The sequence below is a fragment of the Azoarcus sp. L1K30 genome (genome assembly GCF_018122735.1).
Classification (GTDB): Bacteria; Pseudomonadota; Gammaproteobacteria; order Burkholderiales; family Rhodocyclaceae; genus Parazoarcus.
In genome coordinates, this window is the sequence record NZ_JAGRRD010000001.1 from 1,855,613 (window position 1) to 1,874,666 (window position 19,054).

19 protein-coding genes are annotated in these 19,054 nt (G+C 65.4%); 2 read left to right on the top strand and 17 right to left on the bottom strand.

Going from position 1 to position 19,054, the window contains the following annotated elements:
- Positions 1–10: 10 nt before the first annotated feature.
- The 17 genes from hypE to J5J83_RS08490 all read right to left on the bottom strand — a co-directional run bounded on the left by hypE (position 11) and on the right by J5J83_RS08490 (position 14,782).
- Entirely contained in the window at positions 11–1,066 is a 1,056-nt protein-coding gene (gene hypE, locus J5J83_RS08410; protein WP_212347826.1) for a hydrogenase expression/formation protein HypE, read from the bottom strand.
- Between the two features lie 33 nt (positions 1,067–1,099).
- Positions 1,100–2,242: a hydrogenase formation protein HypD gene (gene hypD, locus J5J83_RS08415; protein WP_212347829.1), complete on the bottom strand. Its 1,143-nt coding sequence runs from the start codon at positions 2,240–2,242 to the stop codon at positions 1,100–1,102.
- A complete protein-coding gene (locus tag J5J83_RS08420; RefSeq protein WP_212347831.1) occupies positions 2,239–2,478 on the bottom strand; it encodes a HypC/HybG/HupF family hydrogenase formation chaperone in 240 nt (79 codons plus the stop codon). The genes hypD and J5J83_RS08420 overlap by 4 nt, the downstream gene beginning before the upstream one ends.
- A 3-nt stretch (positions 2,479–2,481) precedes the next feature.
- Positions 2,482–4,842, bottom strand: coding sequence for a carbamoyltransferase HypF (gene hypF / locus J5J83_RS08425; RefSeq protein ID WP_212347835.1), 2,361 nt, complete (start codon positions 4,840–4,842; stop codon positions 2,482–2,484).
- Positions 4,842–5,777, bottom strand: a complete 936-nt coding sequence (gene hypB / locus J5J83_RS08430) for a hydrogenase nickel incorporation protein HypB (protein WP_212347838.1) — start codon at positions 5,775–5,777, stop codon at positions 4,842–4,844. Before hypB ends, hypF begins: the two co-directional genes overlap by 1 nt.
- Positions 5,778–5,834: 57 nt before the next feature.
- Positions 5,835–6,176 carry a hydrogenase maturation nickel metallochaperone HypA gene (gene hypA / locus J5J83_RS08435; RefSeq protein WP_212347841.1) on the bottom strand — a complete coding sequence of 114 codons (342 nt, stop codon included), beginning with the start codon at positions 6,174–6,176 and terminating at the stop codon, positions 5,835–5,837.
- A complete protein-coding gene (locus J5J83_RS08440) occupies positions 6,169–7,302 on the bottom strand; it encodes a nickel-dependent hydrogenase large subunit (RefSeq protein ID WP_212347843.1) in 1,134 nt (377 codons plus the stop codon). The genes hypA and J5J83_RS08440 overlap by 8 nt, the downstream gene beginning before the upstream one ends.
- Positions 7,299–7,844, bottom strand: a complete 546-nt coding sequence (gene hybE, locus J5J83_RS08445) for a [NiFe]-hydrogenase assembly chaperone HybE (RefSeq protein ID WP_212347846.1) — start codon at positions 7,842–7,844, stop codon at positions 7,299–7,301. Before hybE ends, J5J83_RS08440 begins: the two co-directional genes overlap by 4 nt.
- The gene (locus J5J83_RS08450) at positions 7,841–8,053 is read right to left on the bottom strand and encodes a rubredoxin (RefSeq protein WP_212347849.1); all 213 of its coding nucleotides are present in this window, start codon (positions 8,051–8,053) and stop codon (positions 7,841–7,843) included. The genes hybE and J5J83_RS08450 overlap by 4 nt, the downstream gene beginning before the upstream one ends.
- Positions 8,054–8,156: 103 nt before the next feature.
- The gene (locus tag J5J83_RS08455; protein WP_212347852.1) at positions 8,157–9,014 is read right to left on the bottom strand and encodes a hydrogenase expression/formation protein; all 858 of its coding nucleotides are present in this window, start codon (positions 9,012–9,014) and stop codon (positions 8,157–8,159) included.
- A 13-nt stretch (positions 9,015–9,027) separates the two neighbouring features.
- Positions 9,028–9,489, bottom strand: coding sequence for a hypothetical protein (locus J5J83_RS08460; RefSeq protein ID WP_212347855.1), 462 nt, complete (start codon positions 9,487–9,489; stop codon positions 9,028–9,030).
- Positions 9,486–9,839 (bottom strand): HypC/HybG/HupF family hydrogenase formation chaperone, encoded by a 354-nt coding sequence (locus J5J83_RS08465; protein ID WP_349251873.1) that lies wholly within the window; start codon positions 9,837–9,839, stop codon positions 9,486–9,488. The genes J5J83_RS08460 and J5J83_RS08465 overlap by 4 nt, the downstream gene beginning before the upstream one ends.
- Positions 9,799–10,422 carry a HyaD/HybD family hydrogenase maturation endopeptidase gene (locus J5J83_RS08470; RefSeq protein ID WP_212347860.1) on the bottom strand — a complete coding sequence of 208 codons (624 nt, stop codon included), beginning with the start codon at positions 10,420–10,422 and terminating at the stop codon, positions 9,799–9,801. The genes J5J83_RS08465 and J5J83_RS08470 overlap by 41 nt, the downstream gene beginning before the upstream one ends.
- A gap of 170 nt (positions 10,423–10,592) precedes the next feature.
- Complete coding sequence (locus J5J83_RS08475) at positions 10,593–10,934, bottom strand: HigA family addiction module antitoxin (RefSeq protein ID WP_212347863.1); 342 nt, start codon at positions 10,932–10,934, stop codon at positions 10,593–10,595.
- 58 nt (positions 10,935–10,992) lie between these two features.
- A complete protein-coding gene (cybH, locus tag J5J83_RS08480) occupies positions 10,993–11,700 on the bottom strand; it encodes a Ni/Fe-hydrogenase, b-type cytochrome subunit (protein WP_212347866.1) in 708 nt (235 codons plus the stop codon).
- Positions 11,701–11,894: 194 nt separating this feature from the next.
- On the bottom strand, positions 11,895–13,685 hold the full coding sequence (locus J5J83_RS08485) for a nickel-dependent hydrogenase large subunit (RefSeq protein WP_212347869.1): 1,791 nt from the start codon (positions 13,683–13,685) through the stop codon (positions 11,895–11,897).
- Between the two features lie 2 nt (positions 13,686–13,687).
- Positions 13,688–14,782 (bottom strand): hydrogenase small subunit, encoded by a 1,095-nt coding sequence (locus J5J83_RS08490; RefSeq protein WP_212347871.1) that lies wholly within the window; start codon positions 14,780–14,782, stop codon positions 13,688–13,690.
- A gap of 329 nt (positions 14,783–15,111) precedes the next feature.
- Between J5J83_RS08490 and J5J83_RS08495 the strand changes: the two genes are divergently transcribed.
- Both J5J83_RS08495 and J5J83_RS08500 read left to right on the top strand, forming a co-directional pair.
- A complete protein-coding gene (locus tag J5J83_RS08495; RefSeq protein WP_212347874.1) occupies positions 15,112–16,491 on the top strand; it encodes an L-serine ammonia-lyase in 1,380 nt (459 codons plus the stop codon).
- A 184-nt stretch (positions 16,492–16,675) separates the two neighbouring features.
- Positions 16,676–18,820 (top strand): bifunctional TVP38/TMEM64 family protein/FAD-dependent oxidoreductase, encoded by a 2,145-nt coding sequence (locus J5J83_RS08500; RefSeq protein WP_212347877.1) that lies wholly within the window; start codon positions 16,676–16,678, stop codon positions 18,818–18,820.
- Positions 18,821–19,054 lie beyond the last annotated feature (234 nt).

The window sequence follows — 19,054 nt, forward strand, 5'->3', positions numbered from 1 at the left end:
CGCCCTGGCCTCAGCAGATGCGGGGCAATTGCTCGCCCGACAACCAGTCGACCATGCGCCGGCCGCCAAAGCCGGTGCGGATCTGAACGAAATGGTTGGGATCGGCGATCACCTCGCCGATGCGCGCGGCTTCGGTCCCCAGGGGATGCGCGCGCAGCGCGGAAACGGCCGCATCGGCGTCGTCCGCGGCGCAGATCACCACCAGCTTGCCCTCGTTGGCGACATACAGCGGGTCGAGACCGAGAAACTCGCATGCGGCCTCCACCTGCGGATGGACCGGAATCGCGGCCTCCTCGAGGCTGATCCCGACACCCGACTGGACCGCGATCTCGTTGAGCGTCGTCGCCAGCCCGCCGCGGGTGGGGTCGCGCATGACCCGGATGCCGGGTACGGCCTCGAGCAGATCGGCAATCAGGCCGTGCAGGGCTGCAGTATCGGAAACGATCTCGGTGTCGAAGGCGAGTGATTCGCGCTGCGACAGGATGGCCGTGCCATGGTCGCCGATACTGCCCGACACGATCACCACATCGCCCGCACGCGCATTCGCGCCGCCGATGTCACGCCCCGCCGGCAGGGCCCCCACGCCGGTGGTGGAAATGAACACACCGTCGCCCTTGCCAGCCTCGACCACCTTGGTGTCTCCGGTCACGACCGGCACCCCCGCCTCACGCGCCGCCGCCGCCATCGAGTCGACGATGCGCACCAGGTCGGCCAGCGCAAACCCTTCCTCGAGAATGAAGCTCGCGGCAAGGTAGAGCGGGCGGGCGCCCATGACCGCCACATCGTTGATGGTGCCATGCACCGACAGGCAACCGATGTCTCCGCCGGGGAAAAACAGCGGAGAGACCACATGCGCGTCGGTCGCCATCACCAGGCGCTCGCCGGCGGCAGGTGATGGCAGCACCGCTGCGTCATTGCCCTGCCCCAGCCATTCGTTGGCGAACGCGCGCGCAAACACTTCGTCGATCAACTGCGCCATCGCGCGACCGCCTGCCCCGTGCCCCATGTCCACCCGGCCCTGCTTCAGGTCGAGCGGGCGGACGTAGCCTTTCTTTACCTCACCCATGTTGCAGCCCCCAGCGTCGCATCCAGCCTCCCGTCACGCTGCCACCACCGGAATGTCGCGGAAGCGACCGTAGTTGTAGTGGGCCGCGCAGGCCCCTTCGGACGACACCATGCACGAGCCCATCGGGTTCTCGGGCGTACACACCGTGCCGAAGATCCTGCAGTCGGTCGGTTTTTTCACCCCGCGCAGAATCGCACCGCATTCGCAGGCTTTGTTGTCCGCCACACTGCGGTAGGCGATGTCGAACTTCGCCTCGGCATCGAAGGCGGCGAAACGTTCGCGAATGCGCAGCGCCGAGTACGGCACTTCGCGAAGGCCACGCCATTCGAAGCTGCGGCGCAGCTCGAACACCTCGCTCACCAGCGCCTGCGCCTTGAGGTTGCCGTCTGCGGTAACGGCGCGGGTGAATTCGTTCTCGACCTCGGCGCGGCCGTCGTTGACCTGGCGGATCAGCATGCGTATCGCCTGCATTACGTCCAGCGGCTCGAAACCGGCAATCACCACCGGCTTGCGATACTCCTCGGCAAAGAAGGCATAGGGCCGGCTGCCGATGATGGTCGATACATGCGCCGGTCCGATGAAGCCATCCAGCGGCACGCTGCCGATGTCGCGCACCTCGGGCGATTCGAGGATGGTGACGATCGCCGAGGGCGTCAGCACGTGGTTGCAGATCACGCTGAAATTGGTCAACCCGAGCGCTTCGGCCTGTCGGATGACCAGCGCGGTGGGCGGCGTGGTGGTCTCGAAACCGATGGCAAAGAACACCACCTCGCGTTCGGGGCTGGCCTGCGCCAGCGCCAGTGCGTCGCCCGCGGAATACACCATGCGGATGTCGGCGCCACGGGCCTTGGCCTTGAGCATCGACAAGCCCTCCGAGGCCGGTACCCGCAGGCAGTCGCCGTAGGTGCAGACGATCACCTCCGGCCGCGCCAGCGCCAACCCGATCGCCATGTCGATGCGACCGATCGGCAGCACGCACACCGGACAGCCGGGGCCGTGGATCATGCGCACATTGGGCGGCAGCAGGTCAGTCACGCCATAGCGCGAGATGGCGTGGGTATGGCCGCCGCAGAACTCCATGAAGGCGTAGTCGCGCCCCGCATCGGCTTCGCGGCGGATGGCGGCGGCGAGCTGCCGTGCCAGCCCGCCATCGCGGAACTCGTCGACGTATTTCATGCCCCGGCTCCGCCATCGACGCCGATGCCGGCTTCGGCGAACAGCGCAAGCGTGCGCTCGGCTTCCTCGGCATCGAGCCGGGACAAGGCGTAGCCGACGTGCACGATGACGTAATCACCCACGGCGACCCCTTCGACCAGCGCGAGCGAGATCTCCTTCTTCACCCCACCGAGATCGATGCGGGCATTGTCGCCGTCGAGCAGTTCGACGACACGGGCGGGAATCGCAAGGCACATGGTTCAGTATCCCGTTTGCAGTTGCTGGATCGCCACCCAGGCCTGACCGAGGGCGATGCCGCCGTCGTTGCAGGGGGCCTGGCGCGCGCCAAGAACAGTGAGACCGCGTGCGGCAAGCCGGCGCGGCAGTTCGAACGCAAGCTGACGGTTGAGAAAACAGCCGCCGCCCAGCGCAACCGTCGTGAGCCGCTCGCGCCTGGCGACGCCGACGATCCAGTCCTCCAGCGCGGCCAGCAGCGTCGCATGAAACACCGCGGCGCCCCGCGCGGGGTCGGCCACCGTCACCAGTTCGGCAAACACCGGCAGCAAGTCGAGCACGGTCATACCATCGGCCTCGCGCAGCAGCCATCCGGGATGCGCCCGCAAGGCCGGGCCGTAGGATGCGGCAAGACTCTCCAGCCGCATCGCGGCTTCGGCCTCGTAGTGCATGTCCTCGCACACCCCGAGGACGCCGGCGGCCGCATCGAACCAGCGCCCCATGCTGGTGGTGGACGGACACAGGTGGGTCTTGTGCAGCAGCGCGCCGATCTGCGCCGCCCCCTTGTGGCCGGCGAAACGCACTGCGATGTCGCCCGTCTGCCCCATCCGGTGCAGAACGGCTGCAGCCATCCGCCATGGTGCCTTGGCCGCGCGATCCCCTCCGGGCAACGGCAAGGGCGCAAGATGCCCCAGACGGTCGAAGCCCGCCCCGTCCACCCTGATCAACTCGCCCCCCCACGCCGTACCGTCTGTCCCCATGCCGACGCCGTCGAGCGCCACGCCGAGCGCCGGACCGCCGTGTCGATGCTCGGCGAGCACCGCGGCAATGTGGGCATGGTGATGCTGCACGCCGAACGCCGGCACACCGAGCCGCTCAGCCAGCGCCAGTGCCGCGCGCGTGGAGTGAAAATCGGGATGCAGATCGTGCGCCACGGCTGCCGGGCGCACGGCGAGAATGCGCTGCAAGTGCTCGGCGGCAGCATCCATTGCCTCGCATACGCCGGGATTGTCGAGATCGCCGAGGTGCTGGGAGAGAAAGGCCTCATCGCCCCGCGTCAGGCACAGCGCATTCTTGAGCCACGCGCCGAAGGCGAGCACGGGCGGCGCCTTGCGACCCAGCCGGATGGCGCGCGGCGTATACCCGCGCGCACGGCGGATGAGGCGCGGCTGCGCTCGATCCGGTTCCAATGGCCCGCGCGCCACCATCACGATGGAATCGTCGCAACGGGTCAGAATGTCGCGATCGTGAAGCAGGTAGGCATCGGCAATGCCGTTGAGGCGTCGCAGCGCATCGTCGTTGTCGATCACCAGTGGTTCGCCACCCGGATTTGCCGACGTCATTACCAGGACGAGATCCTGCACCTCGCCGAGCCAATCGGTGCCCGCAGGGCGACCAGCATTGTCGTGAAACAGCAGATAGTGGATCGGGGTGTAGGGCAGCATCAGGCCGATGCTGTCGAGATCGGGCGCGACTCCCCACAGGTCCGCATCCACGTCGGGGCGCTTTTCGCACAGCACGATGGGGCGTTCGCCCGCACTCAGCAGGACTTCTTCGCTGCTGGCAAGGCGCGCCCAGCGTCGCGCCGAGGCGAGATTGGCCACCATCAACGCAAACGGTTTGGCTTCGCGGCCCTTGCGCACGCGCAGGCGCTCAACGGCCTCCGGATTGCGCGCATCACATGCCAGGTGATAGCCGCCCAGGCCCTTGATCGCGACAATCTCGCCGGTCAGCAGGCGCAGCAGCGTGTCCGCCACCGGATCGCGCGTGGCGACACGCACACCGGACGCCTCCAGCAAGACGAGATGCGGACCGCAATCGGCGCAGGCGTTGGGCTCGGCATGAAAGCGGCGATGCTCGGGCGCGTCGTATTCGTGCTGGCAGGTCGGGCACTGCACGAAAGTGGCCATGCTGGTGTTGCTGCGATCGTAGGGCAGCGCGCGGGTCATCGTGTAGCGCGGACCGCAGTGGGTACAGTTGATGAAGGGATAGCGCCAGCGCCGGTCGGACGGATCGAAGAGTTCGCCGAGGCATTCGCTGCACACGGCACTGTCGTGACCGATGGTGGTGCTGACCCCACCGCGTTCGCTGCTCCGGATGGTGAACCCGCGATCCTCCGGGTCTGCCTCGCACAGCCGCGTATGAATGGAATCGATGCGCGCCAGCGCAGGCGCTTCCGACCGCATCCGCGCAATCAGCGCTGAGACATTGCCGGGCAGCCCCTGACCTTCGAGTTCGACCCCCTCGCCATCGTTTCGCACCCAGCCGGAGATCCCCAGGGTCTGCGCCAGTCGATAGACGAAAGGACGAAAACCCACCCCCTGCACCACCCCGCGCACCCGGATATGGCGGCGCTCGACCCGGGCTTGAACGCTTTCGGCTGTCATCAAACGCACTCACCCGCGGCGGTCCGGTCCGACTGCTGCCGCGCCGTGGCGGCCAGGCCGTCGGCAATCCAGCGCAGCCAGTCGTCGAAGCCTTCGCCCGTGGTCGCGGACACCTTGATCACGCGCAGACGCGGATTGACCCGAAGCGCGAAGTCGACGGCCCTGTCCACATCGAAACTGAGGTAGGGCAGCAGGTCCACCTTGTTGACGAGCAGCAGATCTGCCGCAGCGAACATGTCGGGATACTTGAGCGGCTTGTCTTCGCCCTCGGTCACCGACAGGATCACGACCTTGTGCGCCTCGCCCAGATCGAAGGCCGCCGGGCACACGAGGTTGCCGACGTTTTCGATCAGCAGCAGCGAGTCTTCGGCAAGCGCCAGGCGCGGCAGGGCCTGCCCCACCATGTGCGCGTCAAGATGGCAGCCCTTGCCGGTATTGATCTGCAATGCGCGCACACCGGTCGCACGGATGCGCTCGGCATCGAAGTCGGTCTGCTGGTCGCCTTCGATCACCGCCACCGGCACGCGCGTACCCAACTCGGTGATGGTGCGGCACAACAGCGTCGTCTTGCCCGAACCGGGACTGGACACCAGATTCAGCGCGAAGATGCCACGCGCGCTCAGCCACTGACGGTTGGCGTCGGCCAGGCGATCATTCTTGCCCAGGATGTCCTGCTCGATCCTGACCATCTGGCCCTGACTGAGGCCGGGCGCGTGCGCATGGGCCGGCCCGTTGCCATAGTCGACGGTATCGCCGTCGATACGGGGCGCATGGCCGGTTTCGCCCGCGTGTTCATGCGCCTGCCGTTCCTGCCTCGCGCCCGCGTCAAGCGGTCGCCAGGCCAGGGTCCGGCCCGCGCGGGGCCCGGCTGAAGGCCGTGCGTTCGCCCAGCCAATGCTCACCTCACCCGTCCCGCAACCACATACCGTACACATGCTCTCTGCTCCTCGAACAACGGGGCAGTCCGGCTGCCCTCTCTCCGATTGATCCGATTAGTCGACTTCCAGTTCTCGTACCCGCATCTCGGTCCCACCCGTCGGCTGCACCTGGTAGCTGCCGCATTGCGGACACGGGTCGTACAGGCGGCTGACGACCACTGTCTGCGCACACTGCATGCACCAGCCGCTGCCCGGCACCCTGACCACCTCCATCCTTGCGCCCTCGGCCGGCCCGCCCTTCATCACCGCCTCGAAGCAGAATGCGAGCGCGTCCACTTCGACCGCGGACAGCTCACCGATTTCGACCACGACTGACCTGACCCGGCCCAGTTGCTGGCTGCTCACCGCATCGTCCACGATGCTGCGAATACCCTCGGCGAGCGACATCTCATGCATCGCCGGCGTCCTCGGCCACCACCTCGAATGCCACGCAGGGGTCGAGCGACAGGGCCAGCCAGTCGAGTCGCGCCAGCGCCGCCTCTCGGCTTTCCGCCTCCCAGCCGGTGGCTTCGCACAGGAACGCCCCTGCCGGCGCGAAATTCCATTCGGTGGGCGCGATGATGCGATAGTCGGCAACGATGTCACCTTCGAGCCGCACGGCGTGCAGCAGCACGCCGCGCGAGGTCTCCACACAGGCGAGGCCGGCCCCCTCGCCCAGCGCCGCGGCATCGACACATGCCTGCATGTCGCGGGCGAGCGGATGACGCAGGCGGCTTGCATCGTCGGACAGATCGACCACCTGCGCAAACACACGTGCCGCAATCCGGTGCCCATACCCCAGCAACGACGCGACCAGCGGCGAGCGGCACTGGCGCGCCAGCGCGCCGGTTTCGTGCGCGGCCGCGCCGGACTCATCCCGCCACGCCGGCGCGCGGTCGAAGTCTTCGTCCGGCATGCCGCCGCCGAACATCCGCGCCCAATCCGCTGCGGCATGCGCGACCAGCAGCGGCGCCACCCTGTCGTTTGCCGGCGTCCATCGTCCGGCCTCGATGAGTTCGGCCAGCGTCTCGCCAACGAGCCCCCCGTAGCGCGTCGCACTGATGAACTCGGCAAGACTGGCGGGCTCACGCATCGACAGGAAGAACCCGGACAGCAACTCCTTGGCGACGAAATCGAGCAGCACGCCGCCAATATCGAACGCAGTGCCAGCATCGCTCACCTTCGACAAGCGGTGATGCAACTGCGCAAAGCGGGTGCGCTGGGGCAAGCGGCCAAAACGGACCGGCCAGTCGAGCAGCAGCCGCCACAGGTGTTCCTGCGCAGCCTCGCAACTGACGGCACGCTCGTCTTCGGCACTCGGCAGATAGGGCTCGCCGCGCGCAGCGCCAACTGCCGCCCGCGCGGCGATGCCCTGGGCGCGTCCGCACAGGCTGAACAGCGCCGGCACCAGACGCAGCGCTTCATCCACCGAACGGCCGACCAGCAGGCCCGCGGCGCGCGGTCGTGAATTTTCGATTCGCGCCGCCAGACAGCGACCATCCTCGATACGGGCGGCGATGCGCAGGGTGCCGGCTGTGCTCATCCGCGCCCCCGCAAGAACGAACCGCCACGCAGGAACTCGCGCCGCGACACGGGCGCCGCAGCCAGCGACTTGCCCTGCAATCGCCGCTGTTCCGCGACTGCTTCGGCAGCGCCCAGGGGCCGCTCGAACAGCGCATCCAGCGCCGCAAGTGCCACGGCCTCCGCTTCCGCCTGGGTCGCAAACTCGAACACCGGCGAATAGAGCGAGCACAACTGATAGGGGCCGATCTCCGGCTCGCTGTTGCCGACAAACTCGTACTCGCCCGAGGGCAATGTCCAGCACTGGTGCTGCCCTAGACTCAGGGTACGAAAGCGCCCGCCGCCGCCCGGCACCAGCATCAGGCTGAGCGACCATGGCGTCAGCAAGGCGCCCAGCCACTCGCCCTCCCACTGCCGAAAACCCAGTGCTGCAACCGCGAGCGCCGGGTTGCACAGCGGCAGGTCGGCCATCTGTCCGGTGGCGATGCGCCTGAAGCAGGCGGCGATCGCAGGCGCTGGATCCCGCTCCAGATCGGCACGCGCGTCGGGTGAAAACGCAGTCATGCGTCCCCCACCACCATGAACTTGTGGCGCGGAGCGTCGCAGTTGGGGCAGGACCAATGGTCGGGCAGGGCCGAAAACGGCGTACCCGGCGCAATCTGCCACACCTCGTCACCTTCGGCCGGATCGTAGACATGCCAGCAGATGCCGCATTCGAGCCGGGCGTCCTCCGCGATGCGACTTCCGTCGCCAAGATAGCTGCCTTCAAACATGTGCTGAATTCCTGTTGTGCGGCAGCCCCCCCGGCCCCGCCCGTCTCCATGCGTTCCGATGGTACGCCTAAGCCGTGGGCAGGAGCAGTCGGGACTCCCCGCATCATTCTGCCCCGAGGGTGTCGATCCATTGTGCGAGACGCTCGACGCTGTCGGCGAAATCCTCGGCCGCGGCGGGCACCACGTCGGGCATGGCGGTGACCTCGATGGTATTGAGGATGAGCGTGTCCGCGCTGTTGAAGTATTGCACCCACCAGGTATTGGCCAGCTGCGTGCTGCTGACACGGCAATTGCCGTATCCACGCGACAGCACCACCACGCTGCCGGCGCCGAGCGCGCCGTCGAGGTAGGCCAGATCCTCGGGCACCAGTGGCAGCAGGGTGAGATTGACGATGTGTGCGCTGTCGCCTGCCTGCCAGCGCCCGGCAGCATCGACCAGCTCGGCGAGCACGGCGGGCGCATTCATCACACCCGGCGTTGGTGCCGGCAGCGCGACCTTTGTCTTGCTCGACACCCGCGCACAGACGCCGACCGCGCCCGGTACGGGCGCCGCGGAAACAGTATCGCGGATCTGCCGACCGGCAGCATCGAATCCGAGTTCGCGCCAGACGCCGGCAAAAACCGTTTCCTGAATGCGCAAGGCGGCGCCATCCGCTTCGGCGACGATGCTCACCTCTCCCTGCCCCAGGGCCTCGTTGACCAGCTTCAGCGCCGCAGCGGAGAGGCCGGAAAGGTCGATCTCCGGATAGTCCGGATCGCCGAACGACCAATCGCGCATTGCGCCATGCAAGCGCAACAGCAGCGCGACAGCTTCGTCGCGGACGGCCGGATCGACATCCTCCGGCAGAACGGGGACGTTGAAGGTACTCATCGCACCAGGTGACGGAATGTACTCGAGCGCGGTGTCTTCCTCTTGCGTGCCGGGGCCGAGCGCAACGACCGGAATGGGAAATGTCTTCATGACCCGGCTCCGTTCAATGACAGCCGGCATCGGATGCCGGACCGCGGACCGGGATGCCGACGGAAGGCGCGCGAGAAACAGGCGCTTCGAGCTTGCGTGCGACCGCGCCGCCCCATTCATCCCAGTTCAGCATTCCCTCGAGCACGCCGACATACTCACCGTCGCGCAGGAACAGCTGAGCCGGATAGCGGGTGATGCCGTAGCGCGCCGCCAGTGCCCGGCTAGGCGCCGGCATCAGGGCCGCGCCACGCAGACGGCGGCCGAATGACTTCAGTATCTCCGGCAGGATTACCGCCACATCCCAGGTTTCGGGGCTGCGAGCAGGATCTTCGGTGAGCAGGACGAGGACATCGCCCCCCACTGCAGCAAAGGCGTCGAGTTCATCCTGACCGATACAGGCCAGACCGTGCAGCGACTCCTGCCGCTGCAGCAAGGCAGCCAGCGCGTCTTCGGTGGGGGCGGAAAAATCGTTCATGGGCGTGTTCCTCGCAAAAATTCGGGTAATTGGGGCGCGCGATCGATCAAGTCAGCAAAGGCGGCATCGAGGTCGACCGCTTGACCTGCCATCAGACCGGACAGTGCATCGAGTGCAGCACCTACGCGCGCCGCGTGCGCGGCATCGACGACTTCGCGCGCGGTTCCCAGAAAACTCATCAGCCACACGCCCGCTGGCTGGGGGCCGACGAGCAAGGTGTCGATACGGTGTTCTGCGCCGCTTCGGTCGATGCACACCGCGTCGCTGCCGTCCATGCGCAGTACCTGCAGCGGTACGCCGACACACATCTCAGGCCTCCTCGGTAGTGGTGACGAAGCGCAGGTCGCCATGGCGGCAGGCGGCGTCCGCGGGCGGGCGACCCGCCTCGTAGAGATCCATCGCGAGCGCGACATCGTTGAGCCGTGCGGCAGCATCGGCGCGCGCCTCTGCCCTCACGCCCCAGGTTCGCAGCCGCTCCACTGCGTGCGCGACAGCCGGTTCGATGCAGGCGCGCACCACCGGGCGCAGGCTGCCGCCAAAGTCATCGAGCTCGACCGGCTGCACCCCGATCAGCAGCATGGACTCGGGCAGGCGATCGAGCATCTGTGCCGACGCCAGCACCTCCTGAAAGCCGGTCTGGTGCAGACTCATCTTCTTTGCGCCCATGAAACGGGGCACCTCACCATCCTCGACCAGGCGCATGGTGCCGGGCGCGAGGCCGTAGTCCACCGCATCGAACACGATCAGGCGCTGAGCCTCGGTGACATAAGGCAGCAGATACAAGCCCTGGGTGCCGCCATCCATCACCGTGACCTCGTCGCCGAACTGCCAGGCGGCATTGAGCGCTTCCACGCAGCGCACGCCAAACCCCTCGTCGGCCCATAACAGATTGCCGATACCAAGAATCAGGACTGAACTGGATTGCGTGCGCATGTCGGCTCCGGATGTAACGAATGGGGTTACAGTTGCACGCACCGTGCCAGCGCTGGACGCGGAGAGACGTTCAATAAAAATCAATGACTTGCCGACATATCGACGGTATTCACCGGATGGCGAGCGCGCGCGATGACTTACAACTTTCCGCCAAAGCGGAAACCTGCTTTTCAGCGCTCCGTCCGAGTACCAAGCGCAACGCGCAGGCTGCGCCACGCAAGATGAGTATCCCACGCAGCCTGAAGATGCATCCACAGCAGGGCATCGGTACCGAAGAAGATCGCCAGCCGCACCGCGGTATCCGGCGTGAAGGCGCGACGACCGCGGGTCAGCTCGTTCACCCGCCGCCGCGAGATGCCGAGCGCGCGTGCCAGGGCATCCTGCGAGATGCCCGCCGGGCGCATGAAACGGGTCTCGAGAAAGCGCCCGGGGTGCTGCGGCGCACGCCCCGGCACGCGTGCCGCGACCGAAAAAAGACGCGGGCCAGAGCCCGCGCGAGTCGTCGTCATCATGAGGAGAGAGAGACGAAATCGAAAACCATGAGGTCGGGCATCCGGCGCCGCGGCCCTGTCAGTCCTTGAACATCCGCCAGCCCGAGATCATGGTGGAGATCAGGCTCTGCCGGCTCATGATGTCCTCACGGATGGCCGCGTAGACATGCACGATGACGAAGGAGACTGTGACCCACATGCCCAGGCGGTGGAGGTTGTGAACCTGCAGGCTGTTGCCGCCCACGGCGGAGATCACCCAGCCGAACATCGACTCCGCCCAGCTGCCCTCGCCCAGGCCCTCGCCATACAGCGCAAAGCCGGTGCAGATCATGTATACCGCGCCGATAGTGAAGAACAGGAACATCATCAGTTGCGCGAGCGGGTTGTGGCCGACGTATTTCTTCGGTTCGCGCACCAGAAAGAGGTACCAGCGCAACTCGTAGAACACCTCGCTCCACCACTTCAGGCTCCACACCGGCACCAGGAAGATCTGCCGCGCATGGTGGTTGCCGACGATCGCCCAATAGATGCGGCCGAGGAAGCCGATGGCGAAGATGTAGGCGGCGGCGAAATGGGCGAAGCGGATGTAACCCATGAGGAAGTTCGCGCTCGCCTCGCCCGGCACCGACGGCAAGGGTTTGCCGATGAAGTAGCCGGTGATGGCCAGCACCGTGATGGCGAGCGCATTGACCCAATGCCACAAGCGCAGTGGCGCCTCATAGACGTAGACCGCCTTGACCAGCCGCGCCTGACGCTCGGCCTCGAATGCATCTTGTTCTGCCAGCATGTCGTTCTCCGTCGTGATGTCGGGCCGAAATCGGGACCCGCCGTTTTCACCCTCCCCTTCAAGGGGAGGGATGGGGTGGGGATGGGTTTCGTTGGCGGCACTTCAAACCCATCCCCATCCTGTCCTTCCCCTTGCGGCGAAAGGCACCTGCCAATGAAGTTCAGTGAAGCCCGCCGTTCAGTGCCGGCGGCCGTTCATCTCACCTTCACCTTGCTCAGCTCCTGGCCATCCGGGCTCATGACATGGGTCGAGCACGCCAGACAGGGATCGAAGGAATGCAGCGTGCGCAGGATCTCGAGCGGCTCGTCGGCCTTGGCCACCGGCGTGTTCATCAGCGACGCCTCGAAGGCGCCGATCTGGCCCTTGTCGTCGCGCGGACTGCCGTTCCAGGTGGTCGGCACCACTGCCTGGTAGTTGTCGATCCTGCCGTCCTTGATGCGGATCCAGTGCCCCAGCGCGCCGCGCGGCGCCTCGGTAAAGCCCACGCCCTTGGCCTCGGCCGGCCACGTCGACGGATCCCACTTGTCGACGTTGGCGGTCGACTCGTCGCCAGCCTTGATGTTGGCCATCATCTTGTCGAAGAAATAGCGCATCTTGTGCGCCGCCCACGACGCCTCCAGGCCCCGGGCGGCAGTGCGCCCCAGCGTGGAGAACAAGGCCTGCAGCGGCAGTCCGAGATCCGTCAGCAGCTTGTCGGTCGGCTCCTTGAACTCGGGCTTGTTCTGCACGTAGCCAATGATGTAGCGCGACAGCGGCCCGACTTCCATCGCATGCCCGCGCCAGCGCGGCGACTTGATCCAGGAATACTTGCCCTCCTCGTCGAGCGACTCGATGCGCGTCTTCGTCCCCTTGGTGTTTTTGCCGAGCACGAAGTTGGGCTCGGTGATGCCGTCCCAGGGATGAAGGCCCTTGGTCTCGTCGGGGTAGCTGTACCAGCTGTGGGTGACGAACTCCTGCACCTGCTCGGGATCGCGCAGGTCGATCTCGTGCACCTTGCTCAGGTCGCCATTGATGATGGCGCCGCGCGGCAGCAGCAGGTTGGACGCGGAGTAGTCGTTGGCACGGTCGGGAATGTCGCCGTAGGACATCACCGACAGCGAGGAAATGCCACCGCCGTGCAGCCAGTCCTTGTAGAAGCTGGCGATGGCGGTCAGGTCGGGAATATAGACCTGGTCCACGAACTCGATGCAGCGGTCGATGATGTAGCTGACCTGATTGAGCCGCTCCATGTTGATCGCGCCCACCGCACCGGTGTCGTGCACATTGATCGCGCACGGCATGCCGCCCACCAGCCAGTTCGGATGCGGGTTCTTGCCGCCGAAGATGGTGTGGATCTTGACGATCTCCTTCTGGAAATCGAGCGCTTCCAGATAATGGGTGACCGCCATCAGGTTGGCTTCGGGCGGCAGTTTGTAGGCCGGATTGCCCCAGTAGCCATTCATGAAGGGGCCGAGCTGGCCCGATTCGACGAACTTCTTCAGCCGGTTCTGGATGTCGCGGAAGTAGCCCGGCGAACTGTTGGGCCAGTTCGAAATGCTCTGCGCCAGCGCGGAAGTCGCTTTGGGATCGGCCTTCAACGCCGACACCACGTCGACCCAGTCGAGCGCATGCAGATGATAGAAATGCACCAAGTGATCGTGCACCTGCAGCGTGAGCTGCATGATATTGCGGATGGAATTGGCATTCTCGGGGATGTCGATCTTCAGCGCATCTTCCACCGCGCGCACCGACGTCAGCGCATGGGTGCCGGTACACACCCCGCAGATGCGCTCGGTGAAGGCCCACGCGTCGCGCGGATCGCGCCCCTTTAGGATCACCTCCAGCCCGCGCCACATGGTGCCGGTGGACACCGCGTTGCGGATCACGTTGTCGGCATCGAGGTTCACCTCGACCCGCATGTGGCCTTCGATACGGGTGACCGGGTCAACCACCACGCGCTTGCCGCTATTGTCGAGCTTGAAGCCCTGCGTCTCGTACGACCCCATGATCACTTGTCTCCGGATTGCGGTTTGTTGTCGAAGCTTGGTTTGCTGCGCGCGCGCGCCAGCGCGGTGACCGCGGCGTGTGCCGCCACCGAGGCGCCGACCACGCCGGCGGCGGTGGCACCGACCTTGTCGGCATTGGCCTCGATGCCGAACTGCTTGATGTCGGTGACGCGATCGTAGAAACCGCCCTTGTCCCAGAAACCGTCTTCCGAACAGCCGATACAGCCGTGACCCGACTGAATGGGGAAGGACACGCCGTTGTTCCAGCGCACCGTGGAACAGGCGTTGTAGGTGGTCGGCCCCTTGCAGCCGACCTTGTACAGGCAGTAGCCCTTGCGTGCGTTGTCGTCGTCCCACTCCTCGACGAACTGCCCTGCATCGAAGTGCGGGCGGCGATAGCACTTGTCGTGGATGCGCTGGCCGTAGAACATCTTCGGCCGCCCCTGGCGGTCGAGTTCGGGAATGCGGTCGAAGGTGAGCATGTAGGTGACGACGCCCGTCATGACCTCGGCGATCGGCGGGCAGCCCGGCACCTTGATGATGGGCTTGTCGAAGATGACCTTGTGAACCGGCGTGGCGCGCGTGGGATTGGGCTTGGCCGCCTGCACGCAACCCCACGACGCGCACGACCCCCAGGAGATGATCGCCTTGGCGTCCGCTGCGGTTTCCTTCAGCACTTCGACGAAGGGGCGGCCGCCGTGAATGCAGTACATGCCGTCCTCGTTGAGCGGCGGGTTACCCTCGACGGCGAGAATGTAGTTGCCCTTGTACTTGCGTTTGACCTCTTCGATGATGGCCTCGGCCTGGTGTCCGGCAGCCGCCATCAGCGTGTCGTCGTAATCGAGCGACAGCATCGACAGCACCACGTCCTTGGCCAGCGGATGCGCGGAACGGATGAAGGACTCCGAGCAGCAGGTGCATTCCAGACCATGCAACCAGATCACCGGCGTGCGCGGCTTGGTCTCGAGCGCGTGCGCAATCCGGGGCGCAGCCGCCGAGCCGAGCCCGAGCGAGGTCGCCGTCAGGCTGCAGAACTTCAGGAAACTGCGGCGTGTGATGCCTTGCCGGCGCAACACGTCGTAGAAGGTTTCAGTCATGGAGAGTCTCCCTCGAAGGTCTTTTTTCTGACCCCGCAGCCAGGGCAGCGCGGCGGCACATGGTCAAAGGCAGTACAAGAAGCATGCCAAACCTCGATCAAGACGATTTTTCAATATATATCAACACCTTGTGAAATTTTCCGGACCACCTCGGTGCCGCCTTGCAGGCAAGAAGATTTCCACTTCCGCAAAGCAGCTGATCGGCGGCGGGACATGGGCAAACACCGATTGCCCCCCCCCGGCTTGCCCGACAGAATGCAGTGCATGTGTCGCACCTGCATCACGTCATCCCGCCCAGTGCGACCGGGGCACATCCACGAGAGGGCGCAATGTCCATCAGCGTTCTTGATCTGTTCAAGATCGGCATCGGCCCGTCGAGCTCCCATACGATGGGGCCGATGCGCGCCGCCTGCGATTTCGTCAATGCACTCGAGCGGCAAGGACGCCTCGATGCAGTACGCCGGGTAGAAATCAGGCTCTACGGCTCGCTGTCGGCAACCGGCATCGGGCACGGCACCGACCACGCCGTGATCGTCGGCCTGATGGGACAGCGTCCCGACGAGATCGACCCCGATTTCATCGCGCCCGCCGTCGCGCGCGTGCGTGATACCCAAAGCCTGCAACTGGCGGAAAAGGTGAGCATCGCCTTCGACTGGGAGCGCGACATGCGTTTGCTGCCTATCGCCCTGCCCTACCACCCCAATGCGCTGCGACTGATCGCCCATGGGGTGGATCGGACAATCTGCGAGAACACCTATTACTCGGTTGGCGGCGGGTTCGTCATCGACGAGGCGCAGATCAGCGCGGGTGCAAGCCTGGTGCCGCTCACGCAGCTGCCCCATGAATTCGATTCCGCCGCCGATTTGCTGTCGATCTGTCGCCGTCGGTCCATGCGCATCTGCGAGGTGATGCTGGAGAACGAACGCACCTGGCGCAGCGACGATGACACCCGCGCAGCCTTGTCACGGATCTGGCAGGCAATGCGGAATTGCGTGGCACGCGGCATCGCGCAGGAAGGCGTGTTGCCGGGCGGACTGAAGGTCAGACGCCGTGCCCATGCGCTGCACGAAAAACTGATCGCGCGCGAACACGGGCGCAATCTGATCAGTGACACCCTGGTCGCGCTCGACTGGGTCAATCTCTATGCGCTTGCGGTCAACGAGGAAAACGCCGGCGGCGGACGCGTGGTGACCGCGCCCACCAACGGTGCAGCTGGCATCGTACCGGCGGTGCTGCACTACTACATGGACTTCCAGCCCGGCAGCAGCGACAGGAACGTCACCGACTTCCTGTTGACCGCGGGCGCGATCGGCACGCTGTTCAAGAAGAACGCGTCGATATCCGGCGCCGAAGTGGGTTGCCAGGGAGAGGTCGGATCGGCCTGCGCGATGGCCGCGGCGGGCCTGACCGAGGTGATGGGCGGCACCCCGGAACAGGTTGAAAACGCAGCGGAGATCGGCCTCGAGCACAATCTCGGCCTGACCTGCGATCCGGTGGCGGGCCTGGTTCAGCTGCCGTGCATCGAACGCAACGCGATGGCGTCGATCAAGGCCATCAATGCGGCCCAGCTTGCGCTGCGCGGCGACGGCTCGCATGCCATTTCCCTCGACCATGCAATCCGCACAATGCGTGACACCGGGCGCGACATGCTGGACAAATACAAGGAAACCTCGCTCGGCGGGCTCGCGGTCAACTATACCGAGTGCTGATCGGGTGCTGCGGCGCCCATGTCCCATGGGCGTGACCCGCGAGACGAGTACCGCGAGGACCGCCCCCTTCGCGCCAGACGGGGCGTGACCGGCGGTCCGCCTGTAAGCTATCGGGTCATGGTACGACTCAGCTGCAGGTGCCGAATCCTGATTCCGGCAGTGCTTCACCTTTTCGGGGCTTCCAATGCACGCGCGCAAACTGGCAATGCTGACGGCGGTCATGCTGATCGTTGCGCTCTTCTTTATCTTCGATCTCGGTCAATACCTCAGCCTGCAAAACCTGAAGGCACAGCAGACCAACATCGAGGCTTTCCGCACCGAGCGCCCGTTTGTCAGCGTCGCAATCTATTTCGTCATTTACGTCATCGTCACCGCGCTCTCGCTGCCCGGCGCAGCGCTGCTCACCCTGGCGGGCGGCGCCGTGTTCGGACTGTTGTGGGGCACGGTCATCGTGTCCTTCGCCTCGACCATCGGCGCCACTCTCGCCTTTCTGCTGTCGCGCTATCTGCTGCGGGACTGGGTGGCACGGCGTTTCGGCCAGCGCCTGAAGGCCATCGACGACGGCGTACGCCGCGAGGGCGCGCTCTACCTGTTCACCTTGCGCCTGGTGCCGGCCTTTCCCTTCTTCCTGATCAACCTGCTCACCGGTCTGACCGCGATGAAGACCCGCACCTTCTATTTGACCAGCCAGCTCGGGATGCTCGCCGGCACCGTGGTGTTCGTGAACGCCGGCACCCAGCTCGCCCGCCTCGAATCGCTGTCGGGCATTCTCTCGCCAGGCCTGCTCGGCTCGTTCGCGCTGCTGGGCGTGTTTCCGCTCCTCGCGCGCCGATTCGTGGCGATTGTCCGCATGAAAAAGGCATTCGCCCACTGGAAGAAGCCAGCACGCTTCGATCGCAACCTGGTGGTGATCGGCGGCGGCAGCGCAGGCTTGGTGACCGCCTATATCGCGGCTGCCGTCAAGGCCAAGGTCACGCTCGTCGAGAAACACAAGCTGGGCGGCGACTGCCTCAACACCGGCTGCGTGCCCTCCAAGGCGCTGATCCGTTCGGCCAGGTTCCTCTCGCACCTGTCCCGCGCGCAGGAATTCGGCATCGAGTCGGCAACGGCCAAGGTCGATTTTACGCAGGTCATGGCGCGGGTGCAGTCTGTCATCAAGCGCATCGAACCCCACGACTCGGCCGCGCGCTACACCGAACTCGGGGTCGATGTGGTTCACGGCGTGGCGAAAATCGTGTCGCCGTGGGCGGTCGATATCACCCTCGAAGATGGAAGCACCCGCCGCCTGACGACGCGCAGCATCGTCATCGCCAGTGGCGCCCGGCCCTTCGTGCCGCCCATTCCGGGCATTGATGACGTCGGCTACCTGACCTCGGACACCCTCTGGAACCTGCGCGAGCTGCCGCGCCGCCTGGTGGTCCTCGGCGGCGGTCCCATCGGTTGCGAACTGACCCAGGCCTTCGCCCGCCTCGGTGCTGCAGTGACCCAGGTCGAGATGGAAGCACGCATCATGGGCCGCGAAGACCCCGAGGTTTCCGAGCTCGTGGCGCAGCGCTTCCGCGCAGAAGGCATCGCGGTGCTGAGCGGTCACAAGGCCAAGGCCATCGTCATCGACAACGGGGAGAAGATCCTGATTGCCGAACACGCGGGAAAGGACGTCCGGATTCCCTTCGATGCCGTGCTGGTCGCCGTCGGCCGCGCCGCCAATCTGAAGGGCTTCGGCCTCGAAGAACTCGGCATCGTCACGGACCGCACCATCGGCACCAACGCCTTCCTGCAGACCAACTACCCGAACATCTATGCTGCGGGCGATGTTGCGGGCCCCTTCCAGTTCACCCATACCGCGGCCCACCAGGCCTGGTATGCAGCCGTCAATGCGCTGTTCGACCCGCTGAAGAAATTCAGGGCCGACTACTCGGTCATCCCGTGGGCCACCTTCGTCGAACCGGAGGTGGCCCGCGTCGGCCTGAACGAGCAGGAAGCAGCAGACAAGGGCATCGCCTACGAACTCACCCGCTACGACATCGACGACCTCGACCGTGCCATCGCCGACGGCGAAGCCCACGGCTTCATCAAGGTGCTGACGGTACCCGGCAAAGACCGGATCCTGGGCGTCACCATCGTCGGCGAACATGCGGGCGACCTGATCGCCGAGTATGTGCTGGCAATGAAACAGGGAATCGGCCTGAACAGGATTCTTGGCACCATCCACATTTACCCGACGCTCGCCGAGGCCAACAAGTACGTCGCCGGCAACTGGAAGAAGGCGCATGCGCCGCAGGGTTTGCTGCGATGGGTGGAGCGGTTTCACGCGTGGCGGCGCGGCTAGACGCTTCGCGCCCAAGGGTGGAGCCAATCGCCGATACGCCGGCATCGTGATTGCTTCTGCATAATTCCTAACGCGTAAATTGGTTACAATGCAATCATTCGAATTGCATTGAGCAAGCGCCCCCATGCCTCCAGCTTTCCCGCGGCCTTCCCTTCCAAGGCCCGGTGCGCCTGACCCCCGCCCTGATCGAGATTCTCTCGACGCTGGTCAAGATCAACGCCTGACAAGGATCCC